Origin of the sequence: Serratia sp. BNK-12, from assembly GCF_047456085.1 — a bacterium.
Classification (GTDB): domain Bacteria; phylum Pseudomonadota; class Gammaproteobacteria; order Enterobacterales; family Enterobacteriaceae; genus Serratia; species Serratia liquefaciens.
In genome coordinates, this window is the sequence record NZ_CP179896.1 from 2,720,951 (window position 1) to 2,736,516 (window position 15,566).

A 15,566-nucleotide genomic window follows, 5' to 3' on the forward strand; every position below is an offset into this window, starting at 1 on the left:
CCTGTACCCACGGGTGCAGGGGCCTAAACCCCTCTGGTTAGCTTGGACCACTCGGTGTCTCATTCCTCACCTTAGCCGAAGCTGCCCTTCCGTTTGTCGTCCCCTTAATGTATGTTGTAACTAAAATGAGAGGTGCCAGATGGATAAATACGATTTAATTGGCAGGATGAATGGTTGTTTTAACCAACTGGAACAGGCGCTGACAGCCCTCCACCAGCAGGTATTACCGTTACGTTTGTTAGCCGGCAGGGTGTTCAGCCTGCCGGAAATCGAGAAAGGCAAAGAGCATGCGACGGTAGAACAGATTGCCGTCGAGCAGCATGTCGGCCAGGCCGCACGCGACCTGGCGCTGGAGCATTATCAGCGGTTATTTATCCATCACAATAAACACAACGTCAGCAGCAAGGCGGCGGTACGCCTGCCCGGCGTTATTTGCCTGGCGGTAGAGCAGCCGGAATATCTGCAGATCCAGACGCAAATTGGTCTGATAAACCGGCTGAAAGCCGAGCTGGAACAGATTATTACCGTCGATTCCGGCCTGGCGCCGGAGCAACGCTTTGACTTCGTTCATACTCATCTGCACGGCCTGATTACTCTTAGCGCCTACCGTAGTTTGACCGTTGTGACGGATCCGGACTCGGTGCGTTTCGGTTGGGCCAACAAGCATATTATCAAGAACGTAAAGCGCGACGATATTCTGGCGCAACTGGAAAAGAGCCTGAAAGCCGGCCGAGCGGTACCGCCACATAACCGTGAACAGTGGGCAGAACTGGTCAGCCGTGAAATCGATGATGTCAGTCGCCTGCCCCAGCAGGCGGCGCTAAAAATCAAGCGGCCAGTGAAAGTACAACCCATTGCCCGGGTATGGTATCAGCCGCAGCAAAAACAGGTGCAGCACCCCTGCCCGCTGCCGCTGATTGCGCTATGCCAGGTGGAACATGGCGCCCAGGTGCCGAAGATTGGCGAGTTGCTCAATTACGACGCGGCGACGGTCAAACATAAATATAAGCCGGACGCCAAGCCGTTGAGGTTGCTGATCAAACGGCTCCACCTGTATACCGACGCTCCTACTCGCTGAGGCTGTAAACCCGCAGACGGTGGCCGTCAGGATCGGTGGCGACGAAGCTATGACCGAAGTCCAGCGTCACCGGCGGCTGAATGATATTCAGCCCCCGATCGCGCCACTGCTGATAAAGCGCATCCACCTGCTGCGGCAATTCGCACAGAAAACCGAGTTCTCCGCCGCCACCGGTCACCGTCGCGCCAGGTTGCACGGTATGCTTCGACCACATCGCCAATTTGAGGCCGTTACTCAACACAAACAGCGCAAAAGTGGGCGAAAGCTCCACCGGCTCCTGCCCCAGTAACTGACGGTAGAAGATGGCGCTTTTTTCTGGGTTATCGACATAGAGAAGGGTCATATTTGGGGTTGTCATCGCATTAACCTTTGGGTGAGGGAACCGGCTGGCTCCCGAGACCTTAAGACTAAGCGCCCCTACTGACAGTTTTTGGCAGCAGTGTGGGATTACTGCGTAGGGATGCCCTGCGATTGATGCCACTCTTTCATCAGCAGGCGGCGTCCTCGTGGATAGCGTTGCGCCAGCGGCGTAGCCAGCCGGATACGATCGAGACGAAAATGGCGGAATGACTGACGCAGTTCGCACCAGGCCACCAGCATCCTCGCCTGCTCAAAGTAACCGAGGGCAAAAGGCCAGAGGATACGCTCGCTTTCATTGCCGTTGTTATCGCAGTAATGCACCTCGAGCTTGCGTTCCTGGCGAATGACTTCGCGGATCAACACCAGGGTTTCGTCCGCCACCTTGATCAAATCCAAGGGGCCAATCAACAACGTGCTGGCCTCTAGCTCGTCGCGTAATGCTGCAGGCAGCACGTCGGCAATTTTTACCAGGGCATTATTGGCCGCTTCGGCTAACTGACTGTCGCCCCGGCGGCCTACCCAGCGCATGCCCAACACCAGTGCTTCAATTTCCTGCTGTGAAAACATCATCGGCGGCAGCATAAACCCCGGCCGCAGCACATATCCCACGCCCGCCTCCCCAACAATTTCGGCTCCCTGCTGCTGCAAGGTGGCAATATCGCGATACAGCGTGCGCATGCTGATATTCATTTCCTGCGCCAACGCGTGGCCGGCAACCGGGTAGCGATGCCGTCGCAAGATTTGCATCAACTCGAGTAGACGCTCGGTGCGTGACATGCATTTTCTCCATAAAAAAGGCTTACCTCAGTAAGCCTTTTACAAGCCAAGCAATCAATTACTTCTTCATACTGCCAACCATGTCTTCCGGACTTACCCACAGGTCGAACTGCTCTTCGGTCAGGTAGCCCAGCTTCAGCGCGGAGGCTTTCAGCGTCAGGCCTTCCTTATGCGCTTTCTTGGCAATTTCGGCCGCCTTGTCATAGCCGATATGCGTGTTCAGCGCGGTAACCAGCATCAGCGACTCATTCAGCAACTGGCTGATGCGATCGCGATTAGGTTCAATGCCCACAGCACAATGCTCATTAAAGCCCTGCATGCCGTCAGCCAGCAGGCGGATCGACTGCAGATAGTTGTGGATCACCATAGGCCGGAACACGTTTAGCTCAAAGTTACCGGAGGCGCCGCCAATATTGACCGCCACATCATTACCCAGCACCTGAGCACACAGCATGGTCATCGCTTCACACTGGGTCGGGTTGACCTTGCCCGGCATAATGGAGCTGCCCGGCTCGTTTTCGGGGATCGCGATCTCGCCAATGCCGCAACGTGGGCCGGAAGATAGCCAGCGCACGTCATTGGCAATTTTCATCAGCGAAGCCGCCAGCCCTTTCAACGCGCCGTGGCCGTGCACCAGTGCATCGCAGGTAGCCAGCGCTTCAAATTTGTTAGGGGCGGTGACAAACGGCTGCCGGGTCAGATCAGCCAGGGCCTTGGCTACGCGAACCGCGTATTCCGGATGAGTATTCAAGCCGGTGCCCACAGCGGTGCCGCCCAGCGCCAGTTCGCAAATATGTGGAATGCTGGCTTCAATATGCTGCAGGTTGTGCGCCAACATCGCCGCCCAGCCGGAAATCTCCTGCCCCAGGGTCAGCGGCGTGGCATCCTGTAAATGGGTGCGGCCAATTTTGACGATATCGCGATAGGCTTCCGCTTTGTCGCTCAGCGTTTTATGCAGCACTTTCAGTTCGGGAATCAGGTGTTCACGCACGGCGATCACCGCCGCCACGTGCATCGCCGTCGGAAACACGTCGTTGGAGCTTTGGCTCTTGTTAACGTCGTCGTTCGGATGGACTCGGCGCTCTTCCCCACGCACGCCACCCAACAGTTCACTGGCGCGGTTGGCCAGCACTTCATTCATATTCATGTTGGTCTGGGTGCCGGAGCCGGTTTGCCAGATAGACAGCGGGAACTCGTTCGTATGCTGGTCCGCCAGCACTTCATCGGCGGCGCTGATAATGGCGTTGGCCCGCTCCGCAGGCAGCAGCCCCAGGTCCATGTTCACGCTGGCAGCGGCGCGTTTGGTCAATGCCAGCGCATGAATCAACGCGGTCGGCATCTTTTCGGAAGAAATGCGGAAGTGCTCCAGGGAACGCTGCGTTTGTGCGCCCCATAGCCGGTCGGCCGGCACTTCGATGGGTCCCATAGAGTCTTTTTCAATACGAACGGCTGCCATCACTATCTCCTTAGTACAATTCCTAAAAATGTACGATTACGCCAGCGCGCGCGAGGCCGCCGGCACACCCATCCAGTATAGTGACATAATAACTATTCGCATTAAGAGAGTTGCCTCACAGCATTTTTCCTCCATTGTCATGGTTATTGTGCGGGTTTTATTTTCTGGCAACACGTCCTTGCCGTTTTCATCGGCCAATTGAATATCGACAATAGAAAAAGCGCCGTCTGGCGCTCTCTTTATTAATTTCTGACGAGGGAATTAATGGTGATGTTGATTATAAGCATTAATTCTTTGGTCCTGCAGATGGTTGATTTCATCGTAGGCATCCTGGCGTTCATTATGGCGGTAAACGCCCACCCCCACAGCACCGGCCGCGGCGGCAACTGGGTGGGCGACCGGTGCTGTAGTTACTACGGGCGCCGTTGTCACCACCACCGGAGCCGGCGCAACAACCACCGGGCGCGGTACGACTACCACCGGGCGAGGTGCGACGACAACCGGGCGGACACCGTAGCCGTAAGCATGGGTCACCACCACGGCCGCATTGGCACCGGAAGTACACATCAGCAGAACCAGCAAAATTTTTTTCATTAGCGCCTCGGCGTTAGGAATAATCGGAGAATCATTTTATTGGCCTGCACTGTATAGCGGTGCTACAGGTTAATTTAAGCCATTTGTGTGGTTGGCAATTTAAACGGAGTCATTATGGTGATAGAGATATTCAGCAGGTAATAATTTGCGTCAAAAAACACAGCTTGAAATATAACGAACAAATAAAGCCAAAAATAACATTTATTTTTGCGCTCACGCCGTCTGAAATTTTGTTATTGCCACCGTCAACTTGCCCACAAACGAAAATGGCGTTTTTTAACCCGTTCAGGCCAATGTTCAATGATATCTGGAGGGTGACAGAGGTCGTTATCTCGTTATACTTTACCCACCCTGAGCTGCGGCCCGGCGCGAATACCTTATACCGCCGACCACTGCGCCACTTGTTTGATCGCGCACCATTTTGTCACCCTCTTTCGGGTGTAGGATAAGACGCACCAAATTTGTTTGTTTTACAGTCAGCCAATTACCGTCACCTGGCGGCGAATGCAAAGGACGTTTATCAAAATGCAAAAAATGACCAACGCAGTGCAAAACTATGCATGGGGCAGCCACGACGCGTTAACCCAGCTGTATGGCATTGCCAACCCACAAGGACTGCCGATGGCGGAACTGTGGATGGGGGCTCACCCGAAGAGCAGCTCTCGCGTAGCCGGTACCGACGGTAATTTGCGCTCGCTGCGCGATGTTATTGATGAAGATCAGCCTAAGCAGCTGGGTGCCGAAGTCGCACGTCGTTTCGGCGAGCTGCCGTTCTTGTTCAAAGTGCTGTGCGCCGATCAGCCGTTGTCGATTCAGGTGCATCCAAGCAAATCCGCCGCCGTAGCGGGCTTCGCCAAAGAGAACGCGGCCGGCATTCCGTTGGATGCTGCCGAGCGTAATTACAAGGATCCCAATCATAAGCCGGAACTTGTATTTGCCCTGACGCCTTTCCTGGCGATGAATGGCTTCCGCGAACTGTCCGACATTGTTTCCCTGCTGCAGCCGATCGCCGGTGCACACCACGATATCGCCGCCTTCCTGCAGCAACCGGATGTCAGCCATCTGTCCGCTCTGTTTGCCAGCCTGCTGGCGATGAGCGGCGAGCAGAAATCGCTGGCGCTGGGGGTGTTGAAAGCCGCGCTGAATAACCAACAGGGGGAAACCTGGGACACGGTGCGCTTCATTGCCGGTTTCTATCCGGATGACAGCGGCCTGTTCTCGCCGCTGCTGCTGAACGTGGTGCAGTTGCAACCTGGCGAAGCGATGTTCCTGTATGCCGAAACACCACACGCTTACCTGAAAGGGGTGGCGCTGGAAGTGATGGCCAACTCGGACAACGTGCTGCGCGCCGGTCTGACGCCAAAATTCATCGATATCCCAGAACTGCTGGCCAACCTGCAGTTCCGCCCGCAACCGGCCTCAGGGCTGCTGACCCAGCCGCAAAAGCGCGGTGACGAACTGTTCTTCCCGATCCCGGTAGAGGACTTCGCCTTCTCGCTGCACGATCTTTCCGCCGCTCCACAAGCATTGGCGCAAGATAGCGCGGCCATTGTTTTCTGCGTTGAGGGTGAAGCAGTACTGAGTAAACAGGATCAGCAACTGGTGCTTAAGCCCGGTGAATCCTGCTTTATCGGCGCTTTCGAATCGCCGGTCAGCGTTAGCGGTACCGGTCGAATCGCGCGTGTTTATAATCTGTTGGCGTAAACACTCGGTAAATTTCCGCAAATTAGTTGCTGAAAGAGTAGCTTACCTTCACAATTAAACGCCTGCGGGCGTTTTTTTGTTGGCCCAAATTTGCCCATCCATCTGCGAGAGACAGATGGCTCAATAAGGATGAACAGAACTATGAAAAAATCGTTAGTCGCTGTTAGCGTCATTGTGGTTCTTGGCGCGGCATGGACCGGGGCTTCCTGGTACACCGGCAAACTGATCGAACAACGGATGGGTGAAGTGGTTGAGAACGCCAACAGCCAGCTGAAAGCCTACCTGCCGAAAGCCGGCGTTAAACTGGGTTATGAGAATTACCAACGCGGTATTTTCAGCAGTAAAATTCGCTATGTGCTGCGCGCCGACGGCAGCGTCACTACCGACGACGCTCCGCTGAAGCCGGGTGACGAAGTGGCGTTCCAGGAAACCATCGACCATGGTCCGTTCCCGTTTGCCCAGTTGAAGAAATTCAACCTGCTGCCAAGCATGGCATCGGTGCACACCGAGCTCGAAAACACCGCAGCGACCAAAGGCCTGTTTGATATCACCAAGGGCAAGTCTCTGTTTACCGCGGAATCGCGTATTTCCTACAGTGGCGACACCTCCTCCGCCATTGACGTGATCCCGCTGGATTACCAAAAGGACAAGTCGGCGCTGAAGTTTAGCGGTGCGACCATCAATGCCGATGTGTCACGCGACATGAAAGCCATCACCCTGGACGCCAACAGCGACAGCGCGGTGATCAGCGGCCCGAACCAGTTTGGTCAGACCGAGCAGGTTCAGTTGCTGGGTGTATCACTGAAGAGCCAGACCCATGCCGGGCAGTTCGATCTCAGCCTGGGTAATCAGAACCTGGTGTTGAAACAGATTAAGGTTGCCGTTGACGGTAAAGACACCCTGTTGTTGGACGGCTTTAAGCTGGCGAGCCAATTTGGCGAAAAAGACAGCAACCTGAACGGTCAAATTGATTACACCATCGATTCGCTGAAGGTGCAGAACAGCGACTTCGGCTCCGGCAAGCTGTTGCTGAAAATCGACAAACTGGATGCCAAATCACTGAAAGAGTTCGCCGACCGGTACAACCAGCAGGCGATGGCCATGCTGCAACAGGCGCAAACTATGGATCCGGTGGCTTACCAACAGCAGACCACCGACATCCTGCTGCAGAACCTGCCGCTGTTGTTGAAGGGCAATCCGTCCATCAGCATCGCGCCACTGAGCTGGAAAAACAGCAAGGGTGAAAGCACCTTTACGCTGAATCTGGATCTGACCGATCCAGCGCAGGCCGGCTCCCCGGCAGAATCTCCGGACCAGTTGATTGCTCGCTCGGTGAAAAAGATCGACGCCAACCTGAGTATTCCGGTGGCGATGGCGACGGAAACCACTTCGCAAACGGCCTTACTGCAAGGCTACAGTGCCGAAGAGTCGCAAAAACTGGCGGAACAACAGGTGCAAGGGTTAGCAGCCATGGGCCAGATGTTCAAACTGACCACCCTGAAAGAGGGTGTGATCGGCAGTAGCTTCCACTACGCTGATAACCAGGTTGATCTGAACGGCAACAAAATGTCGCTGCAGGAATTCATCGGCATGTTTGGCCTGTTGGGCGCCCCGGCCGAAGACAGCGCACCGGCACAGGACGCGGTACCCGCCCCTGCACAGTAAAAGCTAATTCACGCTCAAGAGGCCCGACGTTCGGGCCTCTTTTTTATCCCCCGCCCGCTATTTCCTGCTTTGCCTTTCTTTCCTGCCTGGCGTTAATCGTCATCATGGTCAGGCCATATCGTTTTATACACGCTCAGCGCTGGTCGATCGCGCCAAAGCCGCAACCTTCCTTCATCGGCTTAAGCAGGAGATGCTTAGCGAGTGGGTGCGTTTGTCCCGTAGACGGCATCGCGGATTTGTTGCGGGTAAAGTCCGCTCATGCCTTCAAAGGCCGTATTGGTCAAGGCTACCACGCTGATCGCCGCTTGCGGATCGTAAAACCAACTGTGGCCATAGACACCGCCCCACTGCAAAGTGCCGTTATGCTGAGGCGTTGCCGCCAACTGCGCGTCCTCCAGTACCGCCCCGCCGAAACCAAACCCCCAGCCAGGCCCCTGAGTCTCGGCGTGCGACCCGACATGCGCTTGACGCATCAGCGCTGCGGTGGCCGGCTGTAAAATGCCTTCCTTGCCAGTGCGCAAGGTTTCCACCAACTGCAACACATCGTCTGCATCGCCGACCATGCCAGCGCCGCCAGAAGGATAGGCCTGAGCGTCCAGCGCACGCGAGGGTGCCATTTCAATCTCGAAGCCGAACCCTTCCGGCAGGGTGAGCAACATGCCATCTCGTATAGGTTCCGGCTGCGCGGCAGTGTCGTGATACGCCGTTGCCAGATTATCGGCATCGGCGGTGTAAAAACCGGTATTACGCAACCCCAAAGGTTGGGCAACCCAGTGGTTGAACACCTGCGGCAAGGGCTCGCCCGCCACCTGTTCCAGCACCGCCCCCAGCACATCGATTGCCAGTGAATAGCGAAACTCGCTGCCCGGCTCGGCCAACAGATCCGCCTGCGCCAACAGGCGCAGATTCTGCTCCAGCGTTAACGACGACAGTTCCATACCGTCTTTAATGCCGAGTCGATGATACGGTCCTTCCGCAGGCTGACTCAGACCATAATCCAGCCCGGCAGTATGGCTCAGCAAATGACGGATTTTAATTGGCGGGCGAACCCCATCGGCCAGCGCCGGAGTAAACCACGGCAACCAACGGCTGACGGTATCATCCAGCCCCAGCTTTTGCTGTTCGACCATGCGCATGGCCGCCAGCGTAATGTAAGGCTTGGACACCGACGACAGCCGAAATTGGGTCTCACGCCTCATAGGCTTCTTCTGTTCACGATCGGCATAGCCGCTGGCATTGGCGTAAACCACGCGACCGTGCCGAGCGACCAGCACCACGCTGCCAACGATACGCCCTTCATCAATCGCCCGTTGGCTAACGCCCTGCACTCTTTTTGCTAATGACTGATCCGCTATCGACATGTTTTGTTGCTCTCTGAGGATGATGAAATCAGTCTAAAGCGATTATTATAAAATTAAATGCCGCATTTCTTAACGGATCATTAAGCAGGAATTACTGATAGATGAGCTCACTGTTGCAGCTGCTGCCGTTTTTCGAGGCCGTCGCCCGATTGGGCAGTTTTACTCAGGCAGCCAATCAATTGGGCGTCACGCCTCCGGCTGTCTCGCAAAACATTCAGGCGTTGGAAACCCGCCTGGGCGTACGGTTGTTCAACCGCACCAGCCGCTCCGTGCGGCTAAGCGATGAAGGCCGCTTGTTTTATCAACGGGTGGCTCCGGCTATGGGTCAGATTGACGTGGCAGTCGAAGATCTGCGAACTTTGCGCGGCCGCCCTTCCGGGCTGTTACGCATCACTCTGCCACAGCTGGCGGCTTCGCTGCTGGTTATCCCGCATTTGGCCGAGTTTCAGGCGCGTTACCCCGAGATCCAACTTGAACTGTTTACTGACGACCATTTCTCCGATCTGGTGTTGGACAGCTTTGATGCCGGTATCCGTATGCACGCCATGCTGCAAAAAGACATGATTGCGGTTCCCATCGACAACGGTCAGAAACGGGTGGTGATCGCCGCCCCCGGCTATTTGGCGCAGCACGGTACGCCGCAAACACCGCAAGCGCTGAGCGATCACGACTGTCTGCGCTACCGTTTTCCCGGCAGCGGTAAATTCGAACCCTGGTACTTCAAGCAGGATGGTGCGCAGCTGACGCTGGAGGTCGGCGGCAGCCTGATATTTAACGAAGACAGACTGATTAAAGATGCCGCGCTGGCGGGATTGGGCATCACCCAGCGGTTTAGCGGCACGGTACACCGTGAACTGAGCAGTGGGCAACTGGTGGAAGTTCTGGCCGATTACGGCAGCGATGCTCCCGGGTTTTTCCTCTATTTTCCCGCCAGTCGACATATGCCGCTCAAGCTGCGCGTGTTTATTGATTTTATGCGCGAAAAACGAGCGCAACAGTCTCCTTTCGAAAACAGCCTTAGCACGCCCTGAGTCTTTTTGGCTGCACCGTGACCGGAAATATCGTAATTAACTGATAAATATAAATATATTTTATTAGGCCATTCGATAAATAACCGAGGGGAAATTATTTGACTGATCGTTCCACAATCAATATTATACGGCCTCAACTCATTTAAAGCCCCCCAATCCGCCATGAGTGCTGAAAAACCTATCTATCCAGGTCGTCCGAGACAGTTCGAAGATGAGGATGTCATTGATGCCGCCGTGGCCGTTTTTAGCGTCAATGGCTATGCAGGCACCTCTGCGCAAGATTTATGCAACGGTACCGGGTTGGGGAGAGGAAGCCTATATAATGCCTTTGGTAGCAAGCAAGCTCTGTACGAGCAAGCGTTGTTGCGCAGCCATGAACACACCATGTCGGCGCAATTAGCCATTCTCACCCAGCCTGGCCTGGTGAAGGAGCGACTACGTACCCTGCTGCTGTGGGGAATTGCCGAAGATCTCTCGCAACCCGAGCAACATGACGCCATGGTCTTGTTCTCGGCACTGGAGCGAGGCAGCAAAGACCAGGCGGTCGCCAGTCTGAATCAGGAATATCGGCAACGTTTAGAACAAACCCTGGTCGCGGTGTTTACCGAAGGCCAACAAACAGGAGAACTCGGTAGCAAAGCATCCGCGATGGAAATGGCCAGAGGCTTTTTAGCCGGTTATTACGGTTTGCGCGTGCTGAATAAAAACATTTCAGATAGAAACACCCTCGAAGACGTCGTCGCAGGTCTGTTAATCAACTTATAAAACAAAGAAAAAATCTCACGCAGAGTATTAAATATTTTTGTAACGATCATTCAAAATCCAGGAGAGCAGTAAAGCTATGCCGTTAGCAGTGTATATATTGGGGTTGGCCATTTTTTCAATTGGCACAGCAGAATTAATGGTGGCGGGCATGATGTCTACTTTGTCCGAAGCCTTTAGCATCACCGTCGGGGAAGTTGGCCATTTAATTTCTTATTATGCCTTTGGCGTAATGTTGGGTGGCCCGGTATTAACCTATTTTTTCTTAAAATTTAAAGCCCCCTACCGAACCACCTTATTGTGGCTATTAGCTCTGTATGTGGTGGTACAAGGTTTGAGTGCCTTTATTTCCGACTATTCTATTCTGGTTGCTATCCGAATTGTGACGGGCATTTTATGCGCTGGGTGTTTGAGCCTTTCGCTGGCGACCAGCATGGCGCTGGTTCCGATACAACACCGCCCGCGCGCCGCTTCAATAGTCATCGGCGGTTTCATGGTCTCTAACGTATTCGGCGTCCCTCTTGCGACTATCATCGATCAACACTGGGGCTGGCGCATCACCTTCGGTCTGGTCGCCGTGTTGGTCTTTATCTGTTTGCTTGCGCTGGTGCGCCTGTTACCCGCAATCGCCGCAGGCAGGACGCTCAAAATGGCAGAGGAAATCAAGGCGTTTAAAAACAAGGCCTATTGGAAAGCCTGCACCACCAGCTGCTTAATTCTGGGTGCCAGTTTCGCAGCCTTCAGCTATTTCGTTCCCGTTTTGGTCGACGTCAGCGGCTTTAGCATGCAGGCCGTGCCGTTTATTTTGATGCTTTACGGCCTGGCCAATATTGTCGGTAACATGATCACCGGGCGCTTGGCCTATCGCCACAGTCTGGCGATTATGGTGGTGGGGCTGTCTATTCTCAGCCTGTCGTTGTTCGGCATGGCGTTATTTGCCGAATACCCGTTAATCGCCATTTGCGCGGTAATACTGATTGGCCTATCCGGTGTGCCAATGAACCCTGCCATGATGGCGAGAATTGTTAGCGTGGCGCATCCAGGGCCTATGGTTAATGCGGTTCATACCTCAGTGATTAATATTGGTTTAGGTGGCGGTTCTTATTTGGGGGGAATGGCGATCGCCTTCGGTTATGGCTTGCGTTCGGCGTTGTGGATCGGGATGGCATTGGCAGTATTGGCGCTGTTGTCAATTTTACCCTATTTGCGTCGCGGTCAGCAGGGCTGGCGTTAATTTATAACGAGTGAAGTCAGGGGCGCCGCAGCGCCCCTATTGGTATCAGCGTTTGTCCAGCGCCTGAACAATACGGTAAGTGGCTGCAACCCGGTCATCGTTCGGGAACCATTTATTGGCCAGCATCACCACCGCAATTTTTTGCGAAGGGATAAATACCGCATAAGTGGAGAAGCCGCCGGTCGAACCGGTTTTGTTGTACCAGGCCGCGCCCTGATCCTGTTTCGGCGGCGTTATCGCCGTGGCCGGCGCCCCGTTCATGATCATCCCGGCATTGTTGCCTTCCGTCAGCGTCGCCAACTTCTCTGGATACGCATAGCTTTCCCACATCAGATCCTGAGTAAACACCCCGGTGCGGTAATAACCGGTATGGGTGGCCGCCAGCGCCTTGCGCCACGGATCCCCGACCTTGACCACCTGCATGTTGGCGTCGAGGTAGCGGATCAGATCCTGGGCGTTGGATTTGATGCCGTAGGCTTCGGCATCCAATGGCCCCGGCGTGACGCGCACCGGTTGGTCTTTTTTATTGTAACCCTGGGCGTAATTCGCCATTTCTTCGGCCGGCACCTTAATATAAGTGTGATTCATCCCCAGAGCCGGCAGCAGCTGTTTTTCCATCGCCTGGGTAAAGGGCTGGTTCAGGCTCTTGGCGGTAATCATCCCCAGCATACCGATGCCCAGGTTGGAATAAACGCGGTAGCTGCCCACCGCATGCGGCGGCTGCCATTGTTGGTAATAGGCCATCAACTGCGCATCGTTGGTCACGTCATCCGGGACAAACAGCGGCAAACCGGAGGTGTGGGTCGCCAAATTCAACAAGGTGACATGGTCAAAGGCACTGCCGCGCAACGCCGGCAAATATCGACTGGCCGGATCGGCAAACGACATTTTGCCTTCACTGACCGCGTAGGTCGCCAAGGTCGCAGTGAAGGTTTTGCTCAATGAACCAATTTCAAACAGCGTCTGGTTGGTGATTGGTTTGCCGGTCTGCCTGGACGCCACGCCATAGTGATAAAACTGCTGTTTCCCCTCTACCGAAACCGCAATTGCCATGCCTGGAACGGCATATTTCTGCATCAGCGGCTGAATAATGGCGTCAATGTCGGCTTTGTCGGCGGCATGGCCTGCCGGCAGGATCAGTGCGGCGAACAACGCGGCCGCCAAGCGATTTATTTTCGTCATAATGAAGCTCTTGAGTTTTAGGGTATCGGCCGAGGCTAAAAGATTTTGTTGTCATTCGACACAAAGACATCCCTGGTTGATGAAGGTATTCCTTTTCTGACTGCGTGATATCCGCACCAGCTGCGCAAAATATCGGGGTTTAGACATAGATTGACAAGCGATAATAATTTCAGCCAGCATAAAGAAAAACTTATGGCTTAGCTTATGCGCAATCGACTTCCTCTGAATGCTCTGCGGGCGTTTGAATCCTCCGCCCGCCACCTGAATTTTACCCGCGCCGGATTGGAACTGAGCGTTACCCAGGCCGCCGTCAGCCAACAGGTGCGAACGCTAGAACAACAGTTGGGTATTCAACTGTTCCGGCGGCTGCCGCGTGGTCTGGATCTTACCGAAGAAGGACAGGCGTTGCTGCCAATATTGACCGACGCCTTCGACCGCATTGAATCGGTGCTGCAGCAGTTCGAAGGCGGGCATTTCCATGAGGTGCTGACGGTGGCGGTGGTTGGTACCTTTGCCGTTGGGTGGCTAATGCCGCGTCTGGCGGCCTTCAGAGCATCGCATCCGTTTATCGATCTGCGTGTTTTGACCAACAATAACCTGGTTAACCTGTCCGCCGACGGAATGGATTTTGCTATCCGCTTCGGCGAAGGACGCTGGCCCGCTACCCACAACCTTAAATTGTTTGACGCCCCGCTGACGGTGCTGTGCCCGCCGGAAATCGCCCAACGCCTTCGCACGCCGCAGGATCTGCAACACGAACTTCTGATGCGCAGCTATCGCAAAGACGAATGGGAGCGTTGGTTCACCGCGGCACAGGTCACGCCATGGCGGATAAATGGCCCGGTATTCGACTCTTCGCGGCTGATGGTGGAAGGTGCCATTCACAGCGGCGGCGTCGCCCTGGCACCGGCCCGCATGTTTGCTCGCGAATTACGCGAGGGGGTATTGCAGCGCCCCTTTGCCGCCGAAGCCAATCTTGGTGCTTACTGGCTCACCCACCTGAAATCACGCGATATGACACCCGCGATGAAGGTGTTTGTCGGGTGGATACAGCAACAGGCCAATGAAGAGTCGGCGTAAATTCAGGCAGAACCGCGTTTAATCAACATTGGTGGCAGGATAACGTTTTGCGGCGGCAACCCGGTATCAGCAATCCGCTGTAGCAAGCGTGAGGCCGCGCTGCGGCCCACTTCACGCGCAGAACTGGAAACCAGCGTCAAGGGCGGCTCGGTCAGTTCGGCTTCCGGAACGTCGCCAAAACCGATCAGGGCCACCTGCTGACCGTAATAGGTATCCACGCCTTCCGAGCCAATACTGCGTCCGCTACGTACGATGCCAAAATAAGCCCCCAGCGCCACCGACGCCTTGTGGCACACCAGTGCGCTGATGTTCGGATACTGGCGCAGCAGATTTTCTGCCGCTTCCGCCGCCGCCCGTTGCTGACAGTCGCACTCGACAATCCATTCGGTGCGAAAAGGCAGGCCGTACTGTACCAACGTGGCGCAAAAGCCCCCCAGGCGCTCGGCGCGGGTCAACGAGCTGCTTTGCCCGCCGAGATAGGCGATTTGGCTGTGACCGCGTTTGATCAGAAATTCAGTGGCCAGTTTGGCGGCCTGCATATTGTCCGGCCGCACCACGTCTACCCCGTCCAAACCGTTGGAACGTGCCGCACAGACTAACGGAACCCCCTGCTCTGCGGCTTTTTCCTTCAGCCCCTCGGCCATACGCACGCCGCCCGCCAGCACCATGCCGTCGACGCCGTGCTCCAGCAGGGTATCAAAACAACGCATCAGCCCTTTGCCATCGCGACCGCTTTGGGTCAGGAACAGCACTTTGCCGTGTTCCTCCAGCACTTCACTCAGCCCGGCGGTCATTTCCGCATAAAACGGTTCGCAAATATCACGCAGGATCAGCCCAATCACGCCCGACTCTCCGCCACGCAGCGTCGCCGCCTGACGGTTACGCACGTAGCCCAGGCTTTCAATCGCCTGATTCACCCGCGTTACGGTGGTCGATGAAATGCGCCCTTTGCCACTCAGCACCAGCGAAACCGTGGTGACGGAGACGCCGGCCTGCTGCGCAACATCAGTGATGGTGATCTTTTTGATGGTCATGACCTCGGCGAGCCCGATCCTGGGCATTCTGTCCCCTGGCCACTCAAGGGTAGCAAGCCAGAGGGATGTCTCTTGGAGCAAATGGTATACCGAATCTGTTTGATCAGTAAAACGTTTTACTGGCTCATCCATTCTCACCGCAAAGCAGGCTTTGAAATTGTGATTAGCGGCGCATTTTTGCTAGGTAAAACGTTTTATCTTATTTTTACCTAACAGGGGTACACACCACTTTTGCACGCTTTTTCGCC

The 15,566-nt window shown here is 55.0% G+C and carries 14 protein-coding genes; 7 read left to right on the top strand and 7 right to left on the bottom strand.

Annotated elements, in window-relative coordinates:
* The first annotated feature begins 139 nt into the window (after positions 1 to 139).
* On the top strand, positions 140 to 1,078 hold the full coding sequence (gene tus / locus ACMGG1_RS12460) for a DNA replication terminus site-binding protein (protein WP_122079212.1): 939 nt from the start codon (positions 140 to 142) through the stop codon (positions 1,076 to 1,078).
* On the opposite strand, the gene ACMGG1_RS12465 is transcribed toward tus, so the two are convergent.
* From ACMGG1_RS12465 to ACMGG1_RS12480, 4 genes are all read right to left on the bottom strand, one after another.
* The gene (locus tag ACMGG1_RS12465; RefSeq protein ID WP_130015679.1) at positions 1,068 to 1,436 is read right to left on the bottom strand and encodes a VOC family protein; all 369 of its coding nucleotides are present in this window, start codon (positions 1,434 to 1,436) and stop codon (positions 1,068 to 1,070) included. The genes tus and ACMGG1_RS12465 overlap by 11 nt on opposite strands.
* 89 nt (positions 1,437 to 1,525) lie before the next feature.
* Positions 1,526 to 2,215 (bottom strand): helix-turn-helix transcriptional regulator, encoded by a 690-nt coding sequence (locus tag ACMGG1_RS12470; RefSeq protein ID WP_201895304.1) that lies wholly within the window; start codon positions 2,213 to 2,215, stop codon positions 1,526 to 1,528.
* Positions 2,216 to 2,273: 58 nt separating this feature from the next.
* Positions 2,274 to 3,671, bottom strand: a complete 1,398-nt coding sequence (gene fumC / locus ACMGG1_RS12475) for a class II fumarate hydratase (protein WP_414160705.1) — start codon at positions 3,669 to 3,671, stop codon at positions 2,274 to 2,276.
* A 261-nt stretch (positions 3,672 to 3,932) separates the two neighbouring features.
* Complete coding sequence (locus ACMGG1_RS12480) at positions 3,933 to 4,265, bottom strand: hypothetical protein (protein ID WP_122079206.1); 333 nt, start codon at positions 4,263 to 4,265, stop codon at positions 3,933 to 3,935.
* Between the two features lie 525 nt (positions 4,266 to 4,790).
* On the opposite strand from ACMGG1_RS12480, the gene manA reads away from it, so the two are divergent.
* Together manA and ACMGG1_RS12490 are read left to right on the top strand one after the other, a co-directional pair.
* Positions 4,791 to 5,969: a mannose-6-phosphate isomerase gene (gene manA / locus ACMGG1_RS12485; RefSeq protein WP_128864961.1), complete on the top strand. Its 1,179-nt coding sequence runs from the start codon at positions 4,791 to 4,793 to the stop codon at positions 5,967 to 5,969.
* A 141-nt stretch (positions 5,970 to 6,110) separates the two neighbouring features.
* Positions 6,111 to 7,634, top strand: coding sequence for a YdgA family protein (locus ACMGG1_RS12490; protein WP_122079201.1), 1,524 nt, complete (start codon positions 6,111 to 6,113; stop codon positions 7,632 to 7,634).
* A gap of 194 nt (positions 7,635 to 7,828) precedes the next feature.
* On the opposite strand, the gene ACMGG1_RS12495 is transcribed toward ACMGG1_RS12490, so the two are convergent.
* Positions 7,829 to 8,995: a serine hydrolase domain-containing protein gene (locus ACMGG1_RS12495; RefSeq protein WP_410529388.1), complete on the bottom strand. Its 1,167-nt coding sequence runs from the start codon at positions 8,993 to 8,995 to the stop codon at positions 7,829 to 7,831.
* A 101-nt stretch (positions 8,996 to 9,096) separates the two neighbouring features.
* On the opposite strand from ACMGG1_RS12495, the gene ACMGG1_RS12500 reads away from it, so the two are divergent.
* From ACMGG1_RS12500 to ACMGG1_RS12510, 3 genes are all read left to right on the top strand, one after another.
* Positions 9,097 to 10,026: a LysR substrate-binding domain-containing protein gene (locus ACMGG1_RS12500; protein ID WP_414160706.1), complete on the top strand. Its 930-nt coding sequence runs from the start codon at positions 9,097 to 9,099 to the stop codon at positions 10,024 to 10,026.
* A 162-nt stretch (positions 10,027 to 10,188) separates the two neighbouring features.
* Complete coding sequence (locus ACMGG1_RS12505) at positions 10,189 to 10,791, top strand: TetR/AcrR family transcriptional regulator (protein ID WP_122079193.1); 603 nt, start codon at positions 10,189 to 10,191, stop codon at positions 10,789 to 10,791.
* A gap of 76 nt (positions 10,792 to 10,867) precedes the next feature.
* Positions 10,868 to 12,022 (top strand): MFS transporter, encoded by a 1,155-nt coding sequence (locus ACMGG1_RS12510; RefSeq protein ID WP_130015676.1) that lies wholly within the window; start codon positions 10,868 to 10,870, stop codon positions 12,020 to 12,022.
* A 45-nt stretch (positions 12,023 to 12,067) separates the two neighbouring features.
* Here the strand turns inward: ACMGG1_RS12510 and ampC are convergent, their stop codons facing one another.
* Positions 12,068 to 13,204 carry a cephalosporin-hydrolyzing class C beta-lactamase gene (gene ampC / locus ACMGG1_RS12515; RefSeq protein ID WP_130015675.1) on the bottom strand — a complete coding sequence of 379 codons (1,137 nt, stop codon included), beginning with the start codon at positions 13,202 to 13,204 and terminating at the stop codon, positions 12,068 to 12,070.
* 204 nt (positions 13,205 to 13,408) lie between these two features.
* Between ampC and ACMGG1_RS12520 the strand changes: the two genes are divergently transcribed.
* The gene (locus tag ACMGG1_RS12520) at positions 13,409 to 14,284 is read left to right on the top strand and encodes a LysR family transcriptional regulator (protein ID WP_020826740.1); all 876 of its coding nucleotides are present in this window, start codon (positions 13,409 to 13,411) and stop codon (positions 14,282 to 14,284) included.
* 2 nt (positions 14,285 to 14,286) lie between these two features.
* Here the strand turns inward: ACMGG1_RS12520 and ACMGG1_RS12525 are convergent, their stop codons facing one another.
* Positions 14,287 to 15,318, bottom strand: a complete 1,032-nt coding sequence (locus ACMGG1_RS12525; RefSeq protein ID WP_046373658.1) for a Mal regulon transcriptional regulator MalI — start codon at positions 15,316 to 15,318, stop codon at positions 14,287 to 14,289.
* Positions 15,319 to 15,566 lie beyond the last annotated feature (248 nt).